We start from the raw sequence: 21060 nt of genomic DNA on the forward strand, positions 1-21060 counted from the left end.
CTCGCGCTTCCGGCGAGATGCAGGACGGGGGGCTCCAGCTCCCGGCTGGGTACGCCGCGAGGGGCCGGCCAGGCCGGGTCAGGCCCCGCGGAGCGCCTCGGCGAGGGGGCCGTCGCCCTTCACGTCGACACCGCCCTCCCGCAGGGCGTCGAGCAGCGTCGACGTGCCCCGGTTCAGGGCTTCGCACGTCCGCGCGTCCGGCGCCAGACGGGCGTCCGGCTCCCGTGGGGCGGGCCCGTCCCCGTAGAGCGGCCCTTCCCCGGTGCCCAGCCACACATGGAACAGGCCTTCGTCCAGGCGGACCTCGACCAGTCCCTCGCCCGCCCCGGCGATGTCGAGACCGCGCAGCAGCGGCAGCGCGAACCAGTGGGCCCGTACCGCGTCGGTGGGCCGCCGATCGCCCAGCGCGGGCCCGCCCCACTCCCCGAGGGCGTGCAGGACGGGCAGCAACTCCCGCCCACGTTCGGTGAGTTCGTACACGTAGGCCGCGCCCGGAGGCGGCAGCCGGCGGCGGGTGGTCAGGCCGTCGCGTTCCATGTCCTTGAGCCGGGAGGCGAGGACGTCGGTGCTGACCCCCGGCAGATCGGCGTGCAGATCGGTGTAGCGGCGCGGTCCGCCGAGCAGTTCACGGACGATCAGGAGGGTCCACCGGTCCCCGACGACGTCGAGGGCACGGGCGGCGGAACAGTACTGGTCGTAGCTTCGACGCGGTGGCATGCGAGGCAGTCTAGCTATCTTGTTGGACTTTCCAAGCTCCTACTTGGTAAAACCAAGCAACACCACAACCGGAGGGCGCAGCGCATGGAGTTCCGGCAGTCGAGCAAGCTCAGCGAGGTCTGTTACGAGATCCGCGGCCCGGTGATCGAACACGCCGACGCACTGGAGGCGGCGGGTCACAGCGTGCTGCGCCTGAACACCGGCAATCCGGCCCTCTTCGGCTTCGAGGCGCCGGAGGAGATCCTCCAGGACATGATCCGGATGCTGCCCCGGGCGCACGGGTACACGGACTCGCGGGGCGTCCTGTCCGCCCGCCGCGCGGTCGCCCAGCGCTACCAGGACCGGGGCCTGGACGTCGGCGTGGACGACGTGTTCCTCGGCAACGGCGTCTCGGAGCTGGTCTCCATGGCCGTACAGGCGCTGGTCGAGGACGGCGACGAAGTCCTCATCCCCGCACCGGACTTCCCGCTCTGGACGGCGGTCACCACCCTCGCCGGCGGCAAGGCCGTGCACTACCTGTGCGACGAACAGTCCGAGTGGTACCCGGACCTGGAGGACATGGCGGCGAAGATCACCGACCGCACCCGCGCGGTCGTCATCATCAACCCCAACAACCCGACGGGCGCGGTCTATCCGAAGGAGATCGTCGAGGGCATCCTCGATCTCGCCCGCCGGCACGGCCTGATGGTGTTCGCCGACGAGATCTACGACCAGATCCTGTACGACGACGCCGTGCACCACTCGGCCGCCGCCCTCGCCCCCGACCTGGTGGTCCTCACCTTCTGCGGGCTGTCCAAGACCTACCGCGTGGCCGGGTTCCGCTCCGGCTGGCTGGTCGTCACGGGCCCGCGGCAGCACGCGCGCAGCTATCTGGAGGGGCTGACGATGCTGGCCTCGATGCGGCTGTGCGCCAACGCCCCGGCGCAGTACGCCATCCAGGCCGCGCTCGGCGGCCGCCAGTCGATCCACGAACTGACCGCACCCGGCGGCAGGCTCCGGGAGCAGCGCGACCGCGCCTGGGAGAAGCTGAACGAGATCCCGGGCGTCTCCTGCGTCAAACCCAAGGGCGCGCTGTACGCGTTCCCGCGCATCGACCCCGCCATGCACCCGATCCACGACGACGAGAAGTTCGTCCTCGACCTGTTGCTGCGCGAGAAGATCCAGGTCGTCCAGGGCACCGGGTTCAACTGGCCGCGCCCCGATCACTTCCGCATCCTCACCCTCCCGCACGCCGACGACCTGGACGCGGCGATCAGCCGGATCGGGCGGTTCCTGAGCGGGTACCGGCAGGAGCGGGCCTGAGGCCCGGGTGGGCCGACCGGGGTATCAGGTGCTGCGGCCGCGCCCGCCCGGTGTCACCGTACGAGGGACGGCAGCCGGCACAGGGACGGAAAGGGCGCGGCGATGGGTGACCTGCTCCTCGTACGGCACGGTGAGACCGAGTGGTCGATGTCCGGGCGGCACACGGGGTCGACCGACGTCCCGCTGACCGACAACGGCCGTGAGCAGGCACGGCGGCTCCGGCCGCTGATCGCCCGGCACCACATCGCGGCCGCGTTCGTCAGCCCGATGCGCCGGGCCCGGGAGACGGCCGAGCTGGCCGGGATCGGCCACGCCCGCGTGGACGCGGACCTGTGCGAGTGGGACTACGGCGGGTACGAGGGGGTCACGACCGTCGAGATCCACCGGGACCGGCCCGACTGGTTCCTGTTCACCGACGGGGTCGCGGCCGGGCCGCCCGAGCACCCCGGGGAGAGCCCGGAACAGGTCGGGGTGCGTGCCGAGCGGGCACTGGCCAGGATCGACGCGGCGCTCGCCGAGTCGGAGGGCAGCGTGGTCGTCGTCTCGCACGGTCACTTCCTGCGGGTGCTGACCGCGCGGCGGCTCGGTCTGACGGCCCAGTCCGGCGCGCTGTTCCAGCTCGGCACCGGGACGATGAGCCGCCTCAGCACGGAGCACCGCCGGCATGTGGTGGCCGGCTGGAATGTCAGACCCGACGCGTACTGTTCCCATGACGCCTTCTCCCCGGCCTCCCCTGCGGGAGAGGGGGCGGAGGAACACTGAGCCGCGGCCGGGCCCGAGCGCCGCGGCGGCACCGGGTGCCGGAGGGAGCGTGCCGTGACACGACCGCCGACCGCCGCGCAGCGGCGCATCGTCGAGGCGGCCGACCCCGTGACCGGGCGGCTGAGGGGTACGGAGGCGCAGCTCGCCGCGCTGGTGGAGCGGGGGCTCGCCTTCCGTCACCCGCGCCCCCCGCGCGACCACTTCCTGACCCCGGCCGGTCACCGGCTGCGCGAGGATCCGGGAGACGCCGGGCCCTCCGAGGTCGCCGGGGTGTCCGCCCCCGCGGACTCCGGGGTGTTCTCGGCGCGGGTCGGCGGCGAGGAGGGGGCCGTGGACGGGCCGGCGCGGCGCCGAGAGGTGCACAGCGCCTGGCAGGGGCTCCTGGAACTGCGCCGGATGACCCGCCCCGACGGTTCGTCCGGTCTTCCGTGCGCCTGGGAGCGTACGCATCTGGTGCGGGCCGCCGCGCTCGCGCTGGAGGCGGCCGGGCACCGGCCCGCCGCTGCCGAGGGCGGCGGCTACCGGATACGGGCGACACCGCAGCCGGAGGCCGTCGCCGTGCACGAACCGGACCCGGCGGAGCTTCGGGCCTGCGCGGCCACGCTGGAGCGGGCCGGCTGGCAGACCGGCGAACACACCCAGCCGCGTACGGGCATCCGGTACGTCCTGGCCTCGCCCCGGCGGACGTGAGCCGTGCCCGTGAACCCCGAAGCCGTGGGACCGGCCCCGGCCGGGAAGCAGTCGCCGTCGTCGAAGGGAAAGTCGTGGCAGAACCGTTCTTCGTCCCCGTGACCGTTCGCGGATACGAGACCGATGTGCAGGGTCATCTCAACCAGAGCGTGTACCTCCAGTACGCCGAGCACGCGCGCTGGTCGGTGCTGGAGGCGGCCGGGATCGGCCAGGCGGAGCTGCGGGCCCGCGACGCGGGCCCGGTCGTGCTGGAGACGACCATCCGCTACCGCCGCGAGCTGCGGGCCGGTGACGAGGTCGAGGTGACGTGCGCGTTCCTGTGGGGCGAGGGCAAGACCTTCCGGATCGAGCAGACGATCAGGAAGACCGACGGCACGGTGTCCGCCGAGATCACGGCGGTCGGCGGCCTGATGGACCTCACGGAGCGCCGTCTGCTGCCCGACGCACGGGACGCGTTCACGTCGCTGGCCACCGCCCCGGACGCACTGGGCCTCTGACCCCGGGGTCGCCGCCCCGCGCGCCCTAGGCGTCCACCAACTCCGGCCGGTGCTCGGCGTCGTAGGCCGCGCGCGACTCGGCGATCGTGACGCGATGCCGCTCGGCCCAGTCGGTCAGGGAGAGCAGGGTCGTGTGCAACTCACGTGCCACCGGGGTGAGTTCGTACTCGACCTTCGGCGGCACCGTCGGATGCACGGTGCGCGTGACGAGGCCGTCGCGCTCCAGGTTGCGCAGCGTCAGGGTCAGCATGCGGCGGCTGATCCCCTCGACGCTGCGCTCCAGTTCGGTGAAGCGGATCGGGCCGTGCGCGGCGGCCACGATGATCAGCACGCTCCATTTCCCGGCGACCCTGTCAAGAACCTCGCGGACCGGGCACGCCTGCGCGAGCACTGCCTGCGACGTAACACCGGTGTTCCCCTGGGACATTGAAGTGCCTCCTTATGCCGGTCTCCCATGGTCACTCACGATGTACCCCGTTACAAGTCGTGCACCAAGGGCAACCACCTGTGGAACCGCGGCGGTCCACGGAGAACACGGAGGTCATCAGTCATGCTGTCCCGGACCGGACCGGCCGGATCGCCGGCACGACGAACCCGTTCCCGGTGGGCCTCGCTCGCCGTCCTGTGCGCGGGAACCCTGATGACGGTCCTCGACGGGAACATCGTCACCGTCGCCATGCCCGCCGTCCAGAGCGACCTCGGATTCTCCGCGGCCGGTCTCGCCTGGGTCGTGAACGCCTATCTCATCCCGTTCGGGGGGCTGTTGCTCCTCGTCGGCAGGCTCGGCGATCTGCTGGGCCGCAAGCGGATGTTCACCACCGGGCTCGCCGTGTTCACGGTGGCGTCCGTGCTGTGCGGTGTCGCCGACGGACAGGCCACGCTGATCGCGGCCCGTGCCCTCCAGGGCGTCGGCGGGGCCATGACCTCGGCCGTGGTCCTCGGCATGCTGGTGGCGCTCTTCCCCGAACCCCGCGAACAGGGCCGCGCCATCGCGGTGTTCAGCGCGGTCGGCGCGGCCGGCGGGGCACTCGGCACCTTCCTGGGCGGAGCGCTGACCCAGCTCCTCGGCTGGCACTGGATCTTTCTGATCAACCTGCCGATCGGCGCGCTGGCCCTGGTCGCGGCGCTGCGGATCCTCGCCCCGGACCGAGGGACCGGGCTCGGCGCGGGCGCGGACTACCCCGGAGCGGTCCTGGTCACCGGCGCCCTGATGCTCATGGTGTACGCGATCGTCGGGGCCGGCGGGCGCGGACCCGGCGGCACACTCGCCCTCGGCGCGCTCGCCCTCGCGCTCCTCGCCGGCTTCACGCTCCGTCAGGCGCGGGCCGCCCGCCCCCTGCTGCGGCTGCGGCTGTTCCGCTCGCGGGCCCTGACCAGCGCGAACGGGGTACAGATCCTGATGATCGCCGGGATGTACGGCTTCCAGTACATCGGCGCGCTCTACCTCCAACGCGTCCTCGGCTTCAGCGAGCTGCTCACCGGTACGGCGTTCCTGCCGGCTCCGGTCACCATCGGCCTGTTGATGCTGACCCTGTCGGCGCGCACGGTCGCCCGCTTCGGCCCGTACCGCGTCCTGCTCGCCGGACTCGCCCTCATCACCGCGGGCCTGGCCCTGCTCGGACGGGCCCCGACCGCGGGTGCGTACGTCCCCGACGTGCTGCCCGCACTCCTGCTGCTCTCCGCCGGGTTCGCGGCCGCGATGCCGGCGGTGACGGGTCTCGCCATGTCGGGCGCCCGCGCCGAGGACGCGGGCCTGGCCTCGGGACTGTTCAACACCACGCAGGTGGTGGGCGGTTCGCTGGGCCTGGCGGTGCTGACCACCCTCGCGGCGGGCCGCACCGAACGGCTGGCGGCGGCGGGCGCGCCCACCGTGGCGGCGACGGCGGACGGATACCGGCTCGCGTTCGTGGTCGCCACCGCGATCGCGGCCACGGCCCTGGTCCTGGCCGCCGCGCTGCTGCGCCCCCGGCGCGCCCCGTCGACCCCGGACGCGCCGGCGGCCCCGGACGCGACGGCGGCCCCGGACGCGACGGCGGCCCCTGGGCCGGTGACGACTCCCGGCAGGTCGGCGGGCCCGGAGCAGCCCGCCGGACCCGACCCGACGCCGGCCCCGGAGCCGATCGAAAGCAGGTAAAGCGTCAACTCCCTTTGCCTCAACGGGTGTACGCCATCTCCGAACTCTGGTAGGAAACTTTCCTAACAGTACGCGGCAACACCGCTCCCCCAATCGGAGGTACCGTGCACACCCCCCACATACGTCCCTCGCGGCGCACCCTGCTCACCCTGATCGGCGCCTCACTGGTGGCAGGCCCCCTGATCGCCTCGCAGACCGCGACCGCCTCGCCGGTCGGTCTGGACGACCCGGCGAAGAAGGAGATCGCCATGAAGCTCGTCTCCAGCGCGGAGAACTCCTCGCTGGACTGGAAGGCGCAGTACAAGTACATCGAGGACATCGGCGACGGGCGCGGCTACACCGCCGGGATCATCGGCTTCTGTTCGGGCACCGGCGACATGCTCGACCTCGTGGAGCTGTACAACCGGCGCAAGCCCGGCAACGTCCTGGCCAAGTACCTGCCGGCCCTGCGCGACGTGAACGGCAGCGACTCCCACGACGGCCTGGACCCCGGCTTCCCCGCCGACTGGCGCCGGGCCGCCCAGGACACGGCGTTCCAGCAGGCCCAGAACGACGAGCGCGACCGCGTCTACTTCAACCCCGCCGTCCAGCAGGGCAAGGCCGACGGCATCGGCGCGCTGGGCCAGTTCACGTACTACGACGCCATCGTGATGCACGGCAACGGTGACGACAGCACCAGCTTCGGCAGCATCCGCAGGCGGGCCCTGGCGAAGGCGAGGACGCCCGCCCAGGGCGGCGACGAGGTGACGTACCTGAACGCCTTCCTCGACGCCCGGGTGTGGGCCATGAAGCAGGAGGAGGCCCACTCCGACACCACCCGGGTCGACACCGAGCAACGGGTCTTCGTGCGCAACCGGAACCTGAACCTCGACACGCCGCTGGACTGGAAGGTCTACGGCGACAGCTATCACATCGGCTGAGACGCGCGGCACGGCGCGGGGCGCGGCACACGTTCTCGTGCCGCGCCCCGCGTGTGTACCGGCCCGGCGGGCCGGCCCCCTGTGCGGGCCCGCCGAGACCCGGTGGGTCAGCGGGCCGGTGCCGCCGCGAGGTCCTCGCCGGCCTCCATCGGGTGCGTCACCTCGCCCGCGTCCTCGCGTCCCCTGCCCAGGTGGTTGAAGACGAGGTTGAGGACGACGGCCGTGACACAGCCCGTCGAGATCCCGGAGTCGAGGACGATCCGGGCCGTCTGCGGGAACGCGTGGTAGAACCCGGGAGCCGTGATCGGGATGATGCCGACCGCGAGCGAGACGGCCACGATCAGGACGTTGTTGTCCTTCTCCAGGCCCGCCCTGACCAGGGTCTGGATCCCGCTGGCGGCGACCGATCCGAACAGGACGACCCCCGCCCCGCCCAGCACCGGGCGCGGTACGACGGCGATCAGGGACGCGGCCATGGGGCACAGTCCCATCAGCACCAGGAATCCGCCGCCGGTGGCGACGACGTACCGGCTGCGGATCCTCGTCATCGCGACGAGACCGATGTTCTGGGCGAAGGCGCTGCACATGAAGCCGTTGAACAGCGGGCTCAGCGCCGAGCCGAGGGTGTCGGCGCGCAGTCCGGCCGCGATGGTCCGCTCGTCCGCGGGACGGTCCACGATCTCGCCGAGAGCCAGCATGTCCGCGGTCGACTCGGTCATGGAGACGACCATCACCACGCAGAGCGAGAGGATCGCGGCGAGCCGGAACTCCGGGGCGCCGAATTGGAACGGCGTCGGGAAGCCGACCACGTCCGCCGCGGCCACCGGCCCGAAGTCCGTGACGCCGAACGGGATCGCCACGATCGTGCCGACGACGAGGCCGAGCAGGACCGCGATCTGCTTGACGAAGCCCCGGGTGAAGCGGCGCAGCACCAGGACGACGAGGAGGGTCGCCGCGGCGAGTCCCAGACTGGTCGGCGAGCCGTAGTCGGCCGCCGCGGGGTCCGGGCCCTGCGCCCAGCCGAAGGCGACCGGGAGCAGGGACACACCGATGAGGGTGATCACGCTGCCGGTGACGACGGGCGGGAAGAAGCGGACGGCCTTGCCGAAGTAGGGGGCCGCGACGAAGCCGAGGACACCGGCGACGATGACGGCGCCGAAGATGACGGGGAGGGCCTCGCTCTTGTCCTTGACGGAGGCGGCGACCGCGGTCATGGGGGCGACACCGGCGAAGGTGACGCCGTTGACGAAGGGCAGCCGGGCTCCGATCCCGCCGATGCCGAGGGTCTGGAGGAAGGTGGCGAGGCCGGCGGTGAACAGGCAGGCGCCGGTGAGGAAGGTGAGTTCACCGGCGGACAGGCCGACCGCGGCGCCGACCACGAGGGGCGGGGCGACGACTCCCGCGTACATGGCGGCCACGTGCTGGAGTCCGGCGGCGGCCATCTTGAGGACGGGCAGTCTCTGGTCCACCGGATGCACGGCCTCCGTCGCGGTGGCCTCGTTCGATCCGGTGGGTCGGGCATCGGTGCTGGGCTCGGGCTGGGCGGCCACGGCGGCTCCTCCGGTCGGGTGCACGTCGCCTTCGACGTGGGTGTCAGGGAGGTGATGCGCGGTCGTGCGGGACCGGGACGGCGCCGTCACGCGGACCGGTGTCCGCGCGGCGGTGACCGTCCCGGGGCGCGCACGTCCGTACGCGCCCCGGAGGCGGCCGCCGCGGACCCCATCGGGTCCACGGCCACCGGCCGAGGGCCGTCCCCCTCGGCCGGGGTTCTGCGGCGGTCAGGCCTGTCCGGCGATCCGGGCGAGGCGCCGCGCCTCGTCCCGGGTGGAGCGGGCGATGGCGTCCTCGTCCACGTGGAGCAGGTGACCGTCCCCGACGACCGGACGGCCGTCGACGAGCGAGAGGGTGACCGGGGCGGCGGCGCCGAACACCAGCGCCGTCACCGGGTCGGCGATCGAGGCGTGCGCGAGGGTGTCCAGCCGCCACAGCACGAGGTCGGCGAGCTTGCCGGCCTCCAGGGAGCCGATCTGGGCCGCCCTGCCCAGTACTTGGGCACCTCCGTACGTCCCGAGGCGCAGTGCCTGACGGGCGTTCAGGGCCGCCTCGCGGTGGGCGCCGAGCCGGTTGATGAGCAGGGCGTTGCGCAGCTCGGTGTGGAGTTCGCCGGACTCGTTCGACGCGGTGCCGTCGACGCCGAGGCCGACCGGGACGCCGGCCGCGAGCATGTCGGGGACCCGGGCGATGCCCGCGGCCAGCCGGGCGTTGGAGGAGGGGCAGTGGGCGACGCCCGTCCGGGTGCGGGCGAAGGCGGCGATGTCGGAGTCGTTCATGTGGACGCAGTGCGCCATCCACACGTCCTCGCCGAGCCAGCCGGTCGACTCGAAGTAGTCGGTCGGGCCCATGCCGAACAGTTCCTTGCAGAACTGCTCCTCCTCCACGGTCTCCGAGCCGTGCGTGTGCAGTCTTACGCCCTTGCGGCGGGCCAACTCGGCTCCCTGCCGCATGAGTTCGGTGGAGACGGAGAACGGCGAGCAGGGCGCCACGGCGATCTGGGTCATGCTGGCGAAGGAGGCGTCGTGGTGCTCGTCGACGGTCGCCTCGGTGGCGGCCAGCGCCTCTTCGAGGGTCTCGACGGCGAAGTCCGGCGGCAGTCCGCCGTCCTTCTCGCCGCGGTCCATGGAGCCGCGGGCGAGGGTGAAGCGGACGCCCGTCTCGCGGGCGGCCCGGACGATCGCGCCGGACAGGTCCCCGGAGCCCTTCGGGAAGACGTAGTGGTGGTCCATGGCGGTGGTGACGCCGCCGCGGGCCATCATGGCGAGGGAGCCCTGCGCGGCCGCGTGGACCATCGGCTCGTCGATCCGCGCCCAGGTCGGGTAGAGGGCGACGAGCCAGTCGAAGAGGTTGTGGTCCGTGGCGAGGCCCCGGGTGATCCACTGGTAGAAGTGGTGGTGGGTGTTGACCAGACCGGGTGTGGCCAGATGTCCGGTGGCGTCGACGCGGCGGACCACGTTCTCCAGACCGGCGGGCGCCTTTCCGGAGCCCACGGACTCGATCAGGTTGTCGGCGACGACGATGTGGCCCGAGGCGTACTCGGTGTCGTCGGCGTCCACGGTCGCGACGGCGCAGTTCTCGATGACGATGCGCTGGACTGCCACTGCGGTTCCTCGTTCTTCCGGGTCGGCGGACGGACCCGGCGGCCGAGCGGGGTGACGACCGGGTCCGTCGTGGCGGTACTGGAGCCTGCTCGTGGAGACCGGTTCTGGGGACCGGCTCCGCAAACTGGTTCTGGAGACTGGTTCTGGAGACTGGTTCTAGAGGTTGGTGAGGTCCACCGGGATGCGCGGCTCGCAGCCCTCGCGCAGGACGGTGGCCTCGATGAGCCCGTACGGGCGGTCGGCCGCGAAGTAGACCTCGTTGTCGTTCTCCAGGCCGAACGGAGCCAGGTCGACCAGGAAGTGGTGCTTGTTCGGGAGCGAGAAGCGGACCTCGTCGATCTCGTCGCGGTAATCGATGATCCGTGCGCCCATCTGGTACAGGGTCTGCTGGAGGGAGAGGGAGTAGGTCTCCGCGAAGGCCTGGAGCATGTGCTTCCTGACCTGGGCGTAGGAGGTGTCCCAGTCGGGCATCGACCGTTCGTCGCCGGTCCAGTTGAAGCGCCAGCGGCTGGAGACCTGGGTGGCGAGGATGCGGTCGTGGACCTCGGGCAGCGTCGTGTACCCGTCCTTGACGAAGCCCCAGAACTCGGAGTCCGTCGAGTTCATCACGACGAGGTCCTTCAGGCCCGAGACGACCTCCCAGGTCTCACCGTCGTAGGTGATCTGGGTGACGCGGGTCTCCTGGCCCTTGCGGACGAAGGAGTGCCGGGGCTCGTCGGCGCCGGCGGCCGGGGACCCGGAGTCCGGGGCCTCGATGCGCTCCCAGGCGTACTCCTCGATCCGGACACGGGCGCGCCGGATCGGATCCTGGCTGGTCACGAAGTGCCGGGCGAGGTGGATGCCGAACCGCTCGGCGGACTCGATGCCGTGTTCCTTGGCGAAGGCGTACACGGTGTTCTTGGTGGTGTCGGTCGGCAGGACGTTGGCGTTGGAGCCGGAGAGGTGGACCTCCTCCATGTCGCCGCTCAGCGCGACGGACACGTTCAGGTCCTTGATGTGGTGGGTGGCGCCGTCGCGGGTGATCCGGACGACGCGGTTCTCGGCCTTGCCGTACTGGTTCTGGCCCAGGAGAACGGGGCCGCCCTTGCGGGAAGGTTCGGTCATGTCTGCTAGCTCCCTCGGTAAACGGAGTAGCCGAACGGGTTGAGCAGCAGCGGTACGTGGTAGTGCTCGCCCGGCCTGACGGCGAAGGTGATCGTCACCTCGGGGAAGAACGTCTCGCTGTCCCGTTTCGCGGGGGCGTCCTGCTGCGCATCGGCTCGCTGTGTCGGTGTCGCCGGATCCTGCTCGAAGTACCGCTCGACCTCGAAGTCGAGCCGTACGTGGGTCGTGTCCTCCGGCAGTGCCGGAAGGTCCTTGCACCGGCCGTCCGCGTCGGTCGCGGAACCGCCGAGCGCCCGCCAGTCGCCCTCGCGTCCGGCGCGGGCCGCGAGCCGGACGGCGACACCCCTGGCGGGGCGGCCCACGCTGGTGTCCAGGATGTGGGTGGACACGGAGGCCGTGGTGTCGGTGCTCATGTCTCTTCTTCCTGTACGGGGCTGCCGGACCCTTCCCGGGCCGGGTGCCCGGCGGCCGCCTGGCGCGCCGGGTCCTTCCTGGACGGGTGACCGTCAGCCGCCTGGTGCGCCGGGCGGCTCGTCCCGCACGAGACCGCCGAGCCGGATGCGGTTGATCTTCCCCAGTTCGACGCGGACGATCTCGCGCTCACGCTCGGCGGTGTTGCCGATCCGCTCCCGGACCGCGTCGCGCATCTGCTCGCCGGTCCTGCCGGTGGCGCAGATGAGGAAGACATGGCCGAACTTCTCCTGGTAGGCCAGGTTCAGTTCGAGCATCTCCTGCCTGAGTTCCGCGGAGGCTCCGGCCATCCCGCGCTGTTCGCGCGAGGATGCCGGGTCTCCGGGTCTCGGCCGTCCGATGGGCGGGTGCCCCGCCATCGCCTCTGTCAGGTCGGCGGTGGTGAGGTCCGCCGTGGCGGCGTCGCTCTCGGCGTACAGGCCGTCGGCGCTCTCGTAGGGACGGGCGGCGAGCAGCCGGCCGGCCCAGGTGCGGGAGGCGCACACCTCGTGCAGGACGGCGCGGGCCGCGCTCTCCTCCAGGGCGTTGAAGCGGGCGAGGCCGCCTGGTGCCGTACCCGACGTCATGGGAAGCCTCCGTGGCGTGGTGCTGGACGGGCTGCGCACAGCTAACGCCCTCGGCGAGACCGCGTCAACACTTTGTTGAAAACTTCGGGTTACGAGAGGTTACGGAGGCCGCCGCCCGCCCTTCACGGACCGTACGGGCGGGCCGGCGGCGGAGTCCCCGCCGCCCGGGGCGCGTTCCCGCCGGTCAGGCGCCCTTCTCGCGGTTCAGGTAGTTGTAGACGGTGAAGCGGCTCACGCCGAGCGCGCCGGCGACGGTCTCCACCCCGTGCCGCACGGAGAAGGCGCCGCGCGCCTCCAGCATCCGTACGGTCTCCTGCTTGGCCTTGCGGTCGAGCTCCGCGAGCGGCTTGCCGTGCTTGCGCTCCAGGGCGGCGAGGATGTGGTCGAGCGAGTCGGCGAGCTGGGGCAGCCGCACGGCGACGACGTCCACGCCCTCCCAGGACAGCACGACGTCGTCGACGCCCGCCAGCTCGGGCGGCAGCATCTCCCCGCCCATGGCGTCGACCAGCGGCTTGACCGCCGCGACGAAGGGGTCGTCCACGATTCCGGTCACTTACCGCCCTCCCCCGCCTCGTCCAGGACGTTCAGCTGGAGCGAGACCCGGGTGGCGCCCGCTTCGAGCACCTGGCGCAGGAGCGCGTCGACGGCCGCGAGAACGGTGTCCGCGCCGCCTTCGGCGGTGTTGCCGAACGGGCCGACGTCCACGGCGTCCAGCCCGGCCGCCTCGATGACCTCCCGGGCGACCAGGGCGTGCCGGGGCGCCTCGTCCAGGTCGAAGGGCTCGGTCGTGAACTCCACTCTCAATCGCACGGGCTCAACCTACTGCGCGCCGCGGACCTCGCGGCAAGACCCCCGCGGCCCGAGCGGCCCACGGCCGCCGCTTTGAGCCCGAACCCCCTTGACAACCCTCGCGCCCCGGTTGCAATCTTCCATTGGGCAGAAACAAACTTCCGCAATACGGAATGACGATGCATGACCACGGAAGTGGCCCTCACCGGAACAGCCCTCGATCGCCGGCCCGGCCGACAGCGGCCGCCAGTACGGAAGGCAGCGCCGACCCCATGGGATTCGCGGACCAGCGCTTCAACGTCAACCTGTCGATCCTCTTCACGGAACTCCCGCTCCTGGAGCGTCCGGCGGCCGCGGCGGCGGCCGGGTTCACCGCGGTCGAGCTGTGGTGGCCCTGGGTGGACTCCCCCACCCCCGAGCGGTCCGAGCTCGACGCCCTGAAGCGGGCGATCGAGGACGCGGGCGTCCGGCTGACCGGGCTGAACTTCTACGCCGGGCGGCTGCCGGGACCCGACCGGGGCGCCCTGTCCCTGCCCGGGGCGGAGTCCGAGAGGTTCCGGGCCAACGTCGAGGTGGCGGCCGACTTCGCCGCGTCCCTGGGCTGCACCGCGCTCAACGCCCTGTACGGCAACCGCGTCGACGGCGTGGACCCGGACGAGCAGGACGCGCTCGCACTGGAGAACCTCGTCCTGGCCGCACGGGCCGCCCACCGGATCGGCGCGGTCCTCCTCGTGGAGGCGCTCAACGAGCCGGAGTCGCCCGCCTATCCGCTGGTGAGCGCGCAGGCCGCCGTCGCCGTCGTCGACAAGGTCAACGCGGCGACCGGCCTCGGCAACGCCCGCTTCCTCATGGACCTGTACCACCTGGCCATGAACGGCGAGGACCTGCCGGGCGTGATCGCCGCCCACGCCGGCCGGACCGGCCACGTGCAGATCGCCGACAGCCCCGGCCGGGGCGCGCCGGGCACCGGGACGCTTCCCCTGGAGAGCCTCCTCGACCAGCTGGCCGAGGCGGGTTACGAGGGCTGGGTCGGCCTGGAGTACAAGCCGGGCGACCGGCCGAGCGCGCGGGCCTTCGACTGGCTGCCGGCCGCTGCCCGCCCCGCCCGCGCCCCGCGCCGAGCGGTTTCCCGATGACGCAGCAGAGATCTCAGAGAGGCACCCACATGAGCGACAACCTCCCCAAGGTGGCCTGGATCGGACTCGGCATCATGGGCTCGCCCATGGCGGAGAACCTGATCAAGGCCGGGTACGACGTCACCGGGTACACCCTGGAGCGCGACAAGCTGGAGCGCCTGGCCGCCGCGGGCGGCAGCGCCGCCGGTTCGGTCGCCGAGGCCGTGCGGGACGCCGACGTGGTGATCACGATGGTGCCCGCCTCCCCGCAGGTCGAGGCCGTCGCGTACGGGCCCGACGGCATCCTGGAGAACGCGCGGCCCGGCACCCTGCTGATCGACATGTCCTCGATCACCCCGGGGACCTCGGTGGACCTCGCGAGGGCCGGCGCCGAGAAGGGGATCCGCGTGCTGGACGCCCCGGTGTCCGGCGGCGAGGCCGGAGCGGTCGAGGCCGTACTGTCGATCATGGTCGGCGGTGAGCAGGACGCCTTCGACGAGGCGGAGCCGATCTTCGAGGCGCTCGGCAGGACCATCGTGCTGTGCGGTCCGCACGGCTCGGGCCAGACCGTGAAGGCCGCCAACCAGCTGATCGTCGCCGTGAACATCCAGGCGTGCGCCGAGGCCGTGGTCTTCCTGGAGCGCTCCGGCGTGGATCTCAAGGCCGCGCTCGACGTCCTCGGCGGCGGCCTCGCCGGCTCCACCGTGCTGGCCCGCAAGAAGGACAACTTCCTGAACCGCGACTTCAGGCCGGGCTTCAGGATCGACCTGCACCACAAGGACATGGGCATCGTCACGGACGCCGCCCGGGCCGTCGGCGCGGCACTCCCGGTGGGCGCGCTGGTGGCCCAGCTCGTGGGCGGCCTGCGCGCCCAGGGCGACGGCGGCCTGGACCACTCCGCGCTGCTGCGCGCGGTCGAGCGCCTCTCCGGCGCCCAGGTCTGAACCACGGCCGGGGCCCACGGCCCCGCCTCCAATCTCCGGGTCGCGGTGGCGCCGACACTTGTCCTGTCGCGCCCAGGCGCCGCCGCGACCCGGATCCGCGTCCGGAGAGACGAGCTCCCGGACCGCGTCAGGGACGGCCCGGATGAGGGGTGGCCGTCCCGGGACACGGCCCGGGCAGGGTGGGGACCGCGGCGGCCTGCGAGCCAGTGCGGTGGTGAAGGATCCGGATCCGCTTCCCGACGTGAGGGAAGGGCGACCCCGGTCCGTCGCTGCCGCCGCGGTCCCGGCACACCCCCATGACCCCGTCCGGCGGCGCGAACGTACTGTCGCGCCCAGCCTCGCGCCGTCGGACGGCCACCAGCCCACGGCCCACGTCGGCCCCCGGGTCCCGGCCCCGGACCCCGGCCCCGCACGGCGTGCTCCGGGTGCGGATTCGGGCCGCGGCCAGCAGCCTTGGACCATGGAGGCTGACGGCAGGGAATTCCCCCGGATCGTGGTGCACACACCGGGGCTGGACGGGTCGCGCCGGGTCACCGAGGGCGACCGGGTGCTCGGCATCGCGTACCACCTCGACGACGTGGTCGAGATCCTGCGCCAGGCGGACGTCGACCTCGACGCGATCGAGGTCGAGGAGAGCGACATCATCGAGTGGCAGGGCGGCGGTCCCGACGACTGGCCCGGCCTCTCCGAGCACCACGGCCACCCCGGGCCCACGGACGGCTGAGTACTCCGGACCCCCGGACGACGGTGAACTCCGGACCCACGAACGGCCGACGGCTCCGCGCCCACGAACGGCTGACTGCGCTGGGCCCATGGACCGCCGAGGCTCTCGCACCGGCCGTGACCCCACCACACGGAGACCGAAACGGGCGGCGAACGGACACGGTCCGTACACAAGCGGACGTAGAACGACTACGGAACCCTCAAATCAACCTCTGAACAGTGCCCAGGGGTCTTCACCTCCGGCCGGATGAGGCACATCCTCGGCACACGGGGCCCGCCGGCACGGGGGCGGCGGGTCCCGAACGGGGGTACGGGGGAAGTACACGGGGGAAGCACCATGAGCGGGAGCGCGGCGGTCGGGCCTGGGCCCTTGACCGTCGCGCTGCTGCGTGGCGGGCCCCGCGCGGCCGTGAAGGCCGCCGCGGTCTCGCTGTACCTGCGGGGCGCGGTGACCCCGGGCCCACCGGGCACGCTACGGACGTCGAGCCCGCCCCCGGGCACCGCCTTCGTGCCGGGGCCCGAACTGGAGAAGGCCGTCCGCGCCTCGCTCTACCTCCCCACAGGATTACGGGAGTTGATGGACCGGCCGCGTGTGCGACGGGCGCTGGCGGAGCTGCGCGGCGAGGCCGCCGCGGCCGGACTGCTGCGGCCCCTGCCCCCGCACCGCACACGCGCCGCCCGGCGTCTGCTCCGGGAGCTGCGCGCCTCGGTCCCGCCTCCCGCCGGACCCGAGGGCCTGTCCCCGGCCGAGGTCCTGCTCGCGGTCGCCCTGTACGGCGACGCGGCCCTGACCGTGCTGGTCCCGGGTCTCACCGAGGCCGCCGGCCTGAAGGGGCGCGGTGCCCGGCCGGAGGGCGGATCCTCCCGCAACGACGGCACGGGAGGCGGCGGTTTCACCGGCTGCGCGGGCGGCTGGGGGGCCTGACGCCCCGGGCGGTGACCGCCCGGGGATTCGCCAGGAACGGCAGGACGTGCCGGAGGAAGAGACCCGGGCGTTCGTTGTACGGCTCGTGGGCCGTGGGCAGCCGGACGCTCGACGTCCCCGCGGGGAGCGCGCGCCGGGCACGCCGGCCGTCGAGGAACGCGGGGACGACCGGGTCACGGCTGCCCCACAGGAGCAGGATCGGCAGTCCGAGGGCGGCCGGGTCCGCGAGGCCGAAGCCCGGGTCGGCGAGGCCGCGCCACAGCGCGCAGTGCACCGCCAGTCTCCGCTCGTGGTGCGGCAGTTCACGCACCCGGGCGTACGTCTCCCGCGCGCTCGGGGTGCCAAGCCGGCCCAGATAGGCGCGGGCCAGCGGCACGACGAGCCGGCGGGCACGTGCGGGGCGGCCCATCACCTCGCGGCAGAACCAGCGGGTGAGCGCGGTGTGCCGGGTGAAGCCGGCCGGGTCGATCAGCACCAGCGAGGTCAGCGACGCGGCCCGGGTGCCCTCGGCGAGGCGGCAGGCGACATAGCCGCCGACGCTGTTGCCGAGCACGGCGAGTTCCCGTACGCCGTGCTCCTCGGCCAGGGCGTCGATCACCCGCTCCGCGACCCCGACCAGCCCCTCGGGGGTGACCCGCGCGGGTTCCGGCGCGGTCGAGCCGCCGTACCCGGGCCAGTCCACGACGAACGTGCGGTACCGGTCGGCGAGGGCGGGCAGCACGGCGTCGTAGTCGCGGCCGTCGCCCGGGTTGGCGTGCAGGAGCAGCAGCGCGGGGGCGGAGCCAGACGCGATCCGGGCGCCGGGGCCCGGGGCGAGGCAGCGTACGGCGATGTCGCCGAGGGGGGTGGGGACGGTCATCCGCATGGGGCGAGCATGCCGGACCCGCCCGCTTCTGGGAACAACGCGCCCGCCCCGGCCGCCACTCGGGACGGACCGGACGGACCTTCAGACCGCCAAGCCGTCACCCCTCCCCCTCCCCCTCCTCCTCCCTCTCCCCCTCCTCCTTCGGCTCTCTTCAGACCTTCAGGGTCCTGATGGCGGTGGGCGCGTGGCCCGGTTCGGTCGCGGTCTCCTCGAACTCGACCACGGCGCCGATGTCGTTCGTCCTGCTCATCGCGATGTTGGTGACGCGCTCCAGGATCGCCTCGACGACCACGGGGACCTGGAACTCGGCGGCGAGCTTCCTGGCCCGCTCGAAGGCGGCGCCGAGTTCGCCCGGGTCGGTGACCCGGATCGCCTTGCAGCCGAGTCCCTCGACGACCTTGACGTGGTCGACGCCGTAGACGCCGAGCTCAGGGGAGTTGATGTTCTCGAACTCCAGGTTGACCTGGAAGTCGATGTCCAGACCGAGCTGGGCCTGCCGGATCAGGCCCAAGTAGGCGTTGTTCACGAGGACATGGACGTACGGGATCCGGTGCTGGGCTCCGACGGCCAGTTCCTCGATCATGAACTGGAAGTCGTAGTCGCCGGACAGGGCGACGACCTGTGCGCCGGGGTCGGCCTTCGCGACCCCCAGGGCGGCCGGGACGGTCCAGCCGAGGGGGCCCGCCTGGCCGCAGTTGATCCAGTGGCGCGGCCGGTAGACGTGCAGCAGCTGCGCGCCGGCGATCTGGGAGAGCCCGATGGTGGTCACGTACCGGGTCTCCGGGCCGAAGGCCTTGTTCATCTCCTCGTAGACGCGCTGCGGCTTGATCGGGACGTCGTCGAAGTGCGTACGGCGCTGGAGGGTGGCCCGCTTCTCCTGCGCGGCGGCGGACCAGGCGGAGCGGTCGGGCAGCTCGCCCGCCGCCCTCAACTCCCTTGCCACCTCGACGAAGAGCTCCAGCGCGGCCTTGGCGTCCGAGGCGATGCCGTAGTCCGGGGCGAAGATCCGGCCGAGCTGGGTGGGCTCGATGTCGACGTGCACGAAGGTCCGCCCGGCCGTGTAGACACCCAGGTCGCCGGTGTGGCGGTTGGCCCAGCGGTTGCCGATGCCGAGGACGAAGTCGGACTCCAGGAAGGTGGCGTTGCCGTAGCGGTGCGAGGTCTGGAGGCCCACCATGCCCGCGTTGAGCTCGTGGTCGTCGGGCAGCACGCCCCAGCCCATGAGCGTCGGGACCACCGGGACGCCCGTCAACTCGGCGAATTCGACGAGCAGTTCGCAGGCGTCGGCGGTGACGACCCCGCCGCCCGCCACGATCAGGGGGCGCTCGGAGGCGTTCAGCAGGCCGATCGCCTTCTCGATCTGGGCCCGGGTCGCGGCGGGCTTGTACGGGCGGAGCGGCTCGTAGGTCTCGGGGTCGAACTCGATCTCGGTGAGCTGGACGTCGATGGGCAGGTCGACCAGCACCGGTCCGGGGCGTCCGGAGCGCATGAGGTGGAAGGCCTGCTGGAGGACTCCGGGGACCTGCGCGGCCTCCAGGACGGTGGTGGCCGCCTTGGTCACGGGGCGTGCGATGGAGGCGATGTCGACGGCCTGGAAGTCCTCCTTGTGGATCACCGCCGTCGGCGCCTGGCCGGTGATGCACAGGATCGGGATCGAGTCGCCGCTCGCGGAGTACAGGCCCGTGATCATGTCGGTCCCGGCGGGGCCCGAAGTGCCCACGCAGACACCGATGTTGCCGGGGTGGGTCCGGGTGTAGCCCTCCGCCATGTGCGAGGCGCCCTCGACATGACGGGCGAGGGTGTGGGTGATTCCGCCGGCGGCCTTGAGCGCCGCGTAGAAGGGGTTGATCGCCGCACCCGGAACGCCGAAGGCGTCGGTGACGCCCTCGCGCTTGAGGATCTCGACTGCCGCGCGGGCAGCGGTCATACGAGCCATGGGGTTCTCCTGCTTCGGCCGTCGGATCCACGCTCCCGTCGCGCCCCGCGGAGAGTCGCCGATTCCGTTGCATATTCCGCATTGCGGAAACTAACTTCTACTATCTGGAAGCAATGTAGGTGGCGGTGCGGGGAGCGTCAAGGGCGGGGGCGCGCCGGACCGCGCCCCCGCGCGTCGTGGCGTTTCGCTGCCAGGGGCGGCCCGGAGGAGGACGATGGTCGCGCTGACCCGACGTGAGTTCCTGGAGTGGGCCCATGGCCGAGAGCGTGCCGGTGCGGTGTCCGGCCTGCCGCCGCGAGCACCTGTACGCGGCTCCGTCCTACCCCTGCGTGTGCGGATCGCCCGTGTCGGCCCCGCTCGACGGGCTGGCGGAGCCGACGCCCGTCGCGCACCGGGCGTGGGACGACGAATGGACCACGGTCCGGTGCGGTGCCTGCGGCCGCGAGACCCAGTGGCCCCACCCGGAACTGGGCTGCACCTGCGGCACGACGCTCCGCCTGCCCCTCCGCCTGCCCCCGCCCCGGGCCGCCGCTCCGGAGCACGCGCCTGAGCGGACGACTGACGGTGCACCCGGACGGGGCCCGCGGGGTGAACGCGAGCGGAGTCCGGGCGACGGCCGCCCGCCAGGCCCGGGCGACGGAGCCGAGCGGGGCCCGGACAGCGGATGCGAGCAGGGCCCGGAGGGGCGGCCCGAGCAGGGCCGGGACGACGGAGCCGAGTCAGGATCGGAGGGGCGGGCCGAGCATGGGCCGGAGGAGCGACTCGAGCAGGGCCCGGAGGGGCGGGCCGAACATGGGCCTGAGAGGCGGCCCGAACAGGGCTCGGAGAAGCGGGCCGAGCAGGGGCCGGGCCGCCGGGGCGAGCAGGGGCCGGGCGGCCGGGCCGAGCCAGGGTCGGACGGCCGGCCCGAGCAGGGGCCGGACGGCCGCGGTCAGGAAGGGCTGGGCCGCGGGGGCGGGCCGGAGGCACGAGGGGCCGGGCCGTGGGCTGGTGGGACCGGCCGGAGGCCCGCGTTCCGGCCGGTCACCATTCGCACCGCGCGCGACGCCGTCACCGCCGCCGCCCTCTACCTGGGCTGGCTCGGCTACCGGGACATCCGGCGCGCGGACCAGCGGCCCACGTCGGGGATCGGGCTCGCGGCGCGCGGCATCCTGGCCCAGGTGGACCCCACCGTGAGGCCGGCCTCGCTGCGTGACGTGGAGTGCCTGTGGCTGACCGCCATGACCGAGTCGTCGGAGTGCGCGTTCTTCTCCCTGGCCGGATACGCCGAGGACGCCCGCGCCCGCGCCGACACCCTCGGCGTCCCCCTCTTCGTCCTGGACCTGACGGGCACACCCCAGCCGGTGAACACCCCGGCCACCGCCCTGATCACCGCCCCGGACTGAACGCCGGGAGTTTCGGCCGGCCTCGCGCGGCAGGCTCGCGGCTCCAAGCCGGTCAGTAGA

At 72.7% G+C, this 21060-nt stretch carries 22 protein-coding genes; 11 read left to right on the plus strand and 11 right to left on the minus strand.

Features of this window, described 5'->3' with window-relative positions:
- Positions 1 to 78: 78 nt before the first annotated feature.
- Positions 79 to 717, minus strand: coding sequence for a winged helix-turn-helix transcriptional regulator (locus ACFWI4_RS36710; protein ID WP_387205430.1), 639 nt, complete (start codon positions 715 to 717; stop codon positions 79 to 81).
- 84 nt (positions 718 to 801) lie between these two features.
- Here ACFWI4_RS36710 and ACFWI4_RS36715 point away from each other — a divergent pair, with 84 nt between their 5' ends.
- The 4 genes from ACFWI4_RS36715 (at position 802) to ACFWI4_RS36730 (ending at position 3968) form a co-directional block, all read left to right on the plus strand.
- Positions 802 to 2019: a pyridoxal phosphate-dependent aminotransferase gene (locus ACFWI4_RS36715; protein WP_387205432.1), complete on the plus strand. Its 1218-nt coding sequence runs from the start codon at positions 802 to 804 to the stop codon at positions 2017 to 2019.
- Between the two features lie 102 nt (positions 2020 to 2121).
- Positions 2122 to 2781: a histidine phosphatase family protein gene (locus ACFWI4_RS36720; protein ID WP_387205434.1), complete on the plus strand. Its 660-nt coding sequence runs from the start codon at positions 2122 to 2124 to the stop codon at positions 2779 to 2781.
- A 54-nt stretch (positions 2782 to 2835) separates the two neighbouring features.
- The gene (locus ACFWI4_RS36725) at positions 2836 to 3471 is read left to right on the plus strand and encodes a hypothetical protein (protein ID WP_387205436.1); all 636 of its coding nucleotides are present in this window, start codon (positions 2836 to 2838) and stop codon (positions 3469 to 3471) included.
- Positions 3472 to 3545: 74 nt separating this feature from the next.
- Complete coding sequence (locus ACFWI4_RS36730; RefSeq protein WP_387205438.1) at positions 3546 to 3968, plus strand: acyl-CoA thioesterase; 423 nt, start codon at positions 3546 to 3548, stop codon at positions 3966 to 3968.
- A gap of 25 nt (positions 3969 to 3993) precedes the next feature.
- On the opposite strand, the gene ACFWI4_RS36735 is transcribed toward ACFWI4_RS36730, so the two are convergent.
- The gene (locus tag ACFWI4_RS36735) at positions 3994 to 4395 is read right to left on the minus strand and encodes a winged helix-turn-helix transcriptional regulator (protein ID WP_385394750.1); all 402 of its coding nucleotides are present in this window, start codon (positions 4393 to 4395) and stop codon (positions 3994 to 3996) included.
- 123 nt (positions 4396 to 4518) lie between these two features.
- Here ACFWI4_RS36735 and ACFWI4_RS36740 point away from each other — a divergent pair, with 123 nt between their 5' ends.
- Entirely contained in the window at positions 4519 to 6102 is a 1584-nt protein-coding gene (locus tag ACFWI4_RS36740; RefSeq protein WP_387205440.1) for an MFS transporter, read from the plus strand.
- A gap of 104 nt (positions 6103 to 6206) precedes the next feature.
- Complete coding sequence (locus ACFWI4_RS36745; protein ID WP_387205442.1) at positions 6207 to 7022, plus strand: chitosanase; 816 nt, start codon at positions 6207 to 6209, stop codon at positions 7020 to 7022.
- 107 nt (positions 7023 to 7129) lie between these two features.
- Here ACFWI4_RS36745 and ACFWI4_RS36750 read toward each other — a convergent pair whose 3' ends face one another.
- From ACFWI4_RS36750 to ACFWI4_RS36780, 7 genes are all read right to left on the minus strand, one after another.
- The gene (locus tag ACFWI4_RS36750; RefSeq protein ID WP_387205486.1) at positions 7130 to 8464 is read right to left on the minus strand and encodes a nucleobase:cation symporter-2 family protein; all 1335 of its coding nucleotides are present in this window, start codon (positions 8462 to 8464) and stop codon (positions 7130 to 7132) included.
- 336 nt (positions 8465 to 8800) lie between these two features.
- On the minus strand, positions 8801 to 10177 hold the full coding sequence (locus ACFWI4_RS36755; RefSeq protein WP_387205444.1) for an 8-oxoguanine deaminase: 1377 nt from the start codon (positions 10175 to 10177) through the stop codon (positions 8801 to 8803).
- A 156-nt stretch (positions 10178 to 10333) separates the two neighbouring features.
- Positions 10334 to 11281 (minus strand): factor-independent urate hydroxylase, encoded by a 948-nt coding sequence (pucL, locus tag ACFWI4_RS36760; protein WP_387205446.1) that lies wholly within the window; start codon positions 11279 to 11281, stop codon positions 10334 to 10336.
- A 5-nt stretch (positions 11282 to 11286) separates the two neighbouring features.
- Positions 11287 to 11694 carry a hydroxyisourate hydrolase gene (gene uraH, locus ACFWI4_RS36765; RefSeq protein ID WP_387205448.1) on the minus strand — a complete coding sequence of 136 codons (408 nt, stop codon included), beginning with the start codon at positions 11692 to 11694 and terminating at the stop codon, positions 11287 to 11289.
- 93 nt (positions 11695 to 11787) lie between these two features.
- Positions 11788 to 12318, minus strand: coding sequence for a 2-oxo-4-hydroxy-4-carboxy-5-ureidoimidazoline decarboxylase (gene uraD, locus ACFWI4_RS36770; protein ID WP_387205450.1), 531 nt, complete (start codon positions 12316 to 12318; stop codon positions 11788 to 11790).
- 184 nt (positions 12319 to 12502) lie between these two features.
- Positions 12503 to 12871: a helix-turn-helix domain-containing protein gene (locus tag ACFWI4_RS36775; protein WP_387205452.1), complete on the minus strand. Its 369-nt coding sequence runs from the start codon at positions 12869 to 12871 to the stop codon at positions 12503 to 12505.
- Positions 12868 to 13128, minus strand: coding sequence for a thiamine-binding protein (locus tag ACFWI4_RS36780; protein ID WP_387205454.1), 261 nt, complete (start codon positions 13126 to 13128; stop codon positions 12868 to 12870). The genes ACFWI4_RS36775 and ACFWI4_RS36780 overlap by 4 nt, the downstream gene beginning before the upstream one ends.
- Before the next feature lie 251 nt (positions 13129 to 13379).
- Between ACFWI4_RS36780 and ACFWI4_RS36785 the strand changes: the two genes are divergently transcribed.
- The 4 genes from ACFWI4_RS36785 to ACFWI4_RS36800 all read left to right on the plus strand — a co-directional run bounded on the left by ACFWI4_RS36785 (position 13380) and on the right by ACFWI4_RS36800 (position 16814).
- Complete coding sequence (locus ACFWI4_RS36785; protein WP_387205456.1) at positions 13380 to 14243, plus strand: TIM barrel protein; 864 nt, start codon at positions 13380 to 13382, stop codon at positions 14241 to 14243.
- 29 nt (positions 14244 to 14272) lie between these two features.
- Complete coding sequence (locus tag ACFWI4_RS36790; protein WP_387205458.1) at positions 14273 to 15166, plus strand: 2-hydroxy-3-oxopropionate reductase; 894 nt, start codon at positions 14273 to 14275, stop codon at positions 15164 to 15166.
- Positions 15167 to 15626: 460 nt separating this feature from the next.
- Positions 15627 to 15890 carry a hypothetical protein gene (locus ACFWI4_RS36795; protein WP_387205460.1) on the plus strand — a complete coding sequence of 88 codons (264 nt, stop codon included), beginning with the start codon at positions 15627 to 15629 and terminating at the stop codon, positions 15888 to 15890.
- A 336-nt stretch (positions 15891 to 16226) separates the two neighbouring features.
- Positions 16227 to 16814 (plus strand): TIGR04222 domain-containing membrane protein, encoded by a 588-nt coding sequence (locus tag ACFWI4_RS36800; RefSeq protein ID WP_387205462.1) that lies wholly within the window; start codon positions 16227 to 16229, stop codon positions 16812 to 16814.
- Here the strand turns inward: ACFWI4_RS36800 and ACFWI4_RS36805 are convergent.
- Together ACFWI4_RS36805 and gcl are read right to left on the minus strand one after the other, a co-directional pair.
- Complete coding sequence (locus tag ACFWI4_RS36805) at positions 16783 to 17679, minus strand: alpha/beta fold hydrolase (protein WP_387205464.1); 897 nt, start codon at positions 17677 to 17679, stop codon at positions 16783 to 16785. The two genes, ACFWI4_RS36800 and ACFWI4_RS36805, sit on opposite strands and share 32 nt — an antisense overlap.
- Before the next feature lie 151 nt (positions 17680 to 17830).
- On the minus strand, positions 17831 to 19615 hold the full coding sequence (gene gcl / locus ACFWI4_RS36810; protein ID WP_387205466.1) for a glyoxylate carboligase: 1785 nt from the start codon (positions 19613 to 19615) through the stop codon (positions 17831 to 17833).
- A gap of 365 nt (positions 19616 to 19980) precedes the next feature.
- Here gcl and ACFWI4_RS36815 point away from each other — a divergent pair, with 365 nt between their 5' ends.
- Entirely contained in the window at positions 19981 to 21000 is a 1020-nt protein-coding gene (locus ACFWI4_RS36815) for a hypothetical protein (RefSeq protein WP_387205488.1), read from the plus strand.
- Positions 21001 to 21060: the final 60 nt, after the last annotated feature.

The sequence above is a fragment of the Streptomyces sp. NPDC127038 genome, from assembly GCF_042725875.1.
Taxonomy (GTDB): Bacteria; Actinomycetota; Actinomycetes; order Streptomycetales; family Streptomycetaceae; genus Streptomyces.

Coding starts and splice junctions, on each gene's coding strand:
- ACFWI4_RS36795 (WP_387205460.1), top strand. CDS start 15,627: ATGGAGGCTGACGGCAGGGAATTCCCCCGGATCGTGGTGCACACACCG.
- ACFWI4_RS36735 (WP_385394750.1), bottom strand. CDS start 4,395: ATGTCCCAGGGGAACACCGGTGTTACGTCGCAGGCAGTGCTCGCGCAG.
- ACFWI4_RS36805 (WP_387205464.1), bottom strand. CDS start 17,679: ATGCGGATGACCGTCCCCACCCCCCTCGGCGACATCGCCGTACGCTGC.
- ACFWI4_RS36800 (WP_387205462.1), top strand. CDS start 16,227: ATGAGCGGGAGCGCGGCGGTCGGGCCTGGGCCCTTGACCGTCGCGCTG.
- ACFWI4_RS36710 (WP_387205430.1), bottom strand. CDS start 717: ATGCCACCGCGTCGAAGCTACGACCAGTACTGTTCCGCCGCCCGTGCC.
- gcl (WP_387205466.1), bottom strand. CDS start 19,615: ATGGCTCGTATGACCGCTGCCCGCGCGGCAGTCGAGATCCTCAAGCGC.
- ACFWI4_RS36720 (WP_387205434.1), top strand. CDS start 2,122: ATGGGTGACCTGCTCCTCGTACGGCACGGTGAGACCGAGTGGTCGATG.
- ACFWI4_RS36785 (WP_387205456.1), top strand. CDS start 13,380: ATGGGATTCGCGGACCAGCGCTTCAACGTCAACCTGTCGATCCTCTTC.
- ACFWI4_RS36740 (WP_387205440.1), top strand. CDS start 4,519: ATGCTGTCCCGGACCGGACCGGCCGGATCGCCGGCACGACGAACCCGT.
- uraH (WP_387205448.1), bottom strand. CDS start 11,694: ATGAGCACCGACACCACGGCCTCCGTGTCCACCCACATCCTGGACACC.
- ACFWI4_RS36750 (WP_387205486.1), bottom strand. CDS start 8,464: ATGGCCGCCGCCGGACTCCAGCACGTGGCCGCCATGTACGCGGGAGTC.
- ACFWI4_RS36715 (WP_387205432.1), top strand. CDS start 802: ATGGAGTTCCGGCAGTCGAGCAAGCTCAGCGAGGTCTGTTACGAGATC.
- uraD (WP_387205450.1), bottom strand. CDS start 12,318: ATGACGTCGGGTACGGCACCAGGCGGCCTCGCCCGCTTCAACGCCCTG.
- ACFWI4_RS36790 (WP_387205458.1), top strand. CDS start 14,273: ATGAGCGACAACCTCCCCAAGGTGGCCTGGATCGGACTCGGCATCATG.
- pucL (WP_387205446.1), bottom strand. CDS start 11,281: ATGACCGAACCTTCCCGCAAGGGCGGCCCCGTTCTCCTGGGCCAGAAC.